Genomic DNA, 505 nt, shown 5'->3' with positions numbered 1-505 from the left:
CCAGAGAATCCAGAAGAATCACCCCTTTCCTATTCTGAAAGACAATGTACTTTACCTGATGAAGGTTTCATCTTGAACTTTGTCTTCAACAGGGAATTCACATAACTCCACTCCATGGGCTGCTGTTTTTGCTTCACTTATAGCAGTGACATCACTTCTCATTGTTGGTAATGTTGTGATCCAGGATACTGTCACTTTCAGCCTTGTTTTATTTCCATAGGTCCTGACAAACTTGCATATGGTTTTCTTTCTGTTGCTGTGTGATTATTCATATGACCTACCTGATGCAAACTGCGATATTCCAGTGTTGTCACCATTCTTTTCAATGCTTTGAAAGCAATATTCAGCTCCATATACAGTTCCATGGTCATAAACCACCAATTCATGTGGATGAGCTGATCGAGATGCTCTTCATTTTGTGGTGTGACAGCTGTGCATTGCCATCTGGAACACGGTTTGTCTTTCACATTGCTGTTGTCATTGCTGAAATGCACCACTCACTTCC

2 protein-coding genes are annotated in these 505 nt (G+C 41.0%); both read right to left on the bottom strand.

Translation table 11 applies throughout. The features are described 5' to 3' along the window. Positions 1-51: 51 nt before the first annotated feature. Entirely contained in the window at positions 52-195 is a 144-nt protein-coding gene (locus tag ABN212_RS18815; protein ID WP_349443583.1) for a hypothetical protein, read from the bottom strand. A 2-nt stretch (positions 196-197) separates the two neighbouring features. Continuing rightward, positions 198-365, bottom strand: coding sequence for a hypothetical protein (locus ABN212_RS18810; RefSeq protein WP_349443582.1), 168 nt, complete (start codon positions 363-365; stop codon positions 198-200). Positions 366-505: the final 140 nt, after the last annotated feature.

This window comes from Proteus genomosp. 6, from assembly GCF_040139785.1.
Lineage (GTDB): Bacteria > Pseudomonadota > Gammaproteobacteria > Enterobacterales > Enterobacteriaceae > Proteus.
Note: the sequence above shows the minus strand (reverse complement) of the source record. Positions and strands in the feature narration are given on the sequence as shown.

Bases quoted from the DNA above. Each gene is read 5' to 3' on its own strand.
- ABN212_RS18810 (WP_349443582.1), bottom strand. From the start codon at position 365: ATGGAACTGTATATGGAGCTGAATATTGCTTTCAAAGCATTGAAAAGA.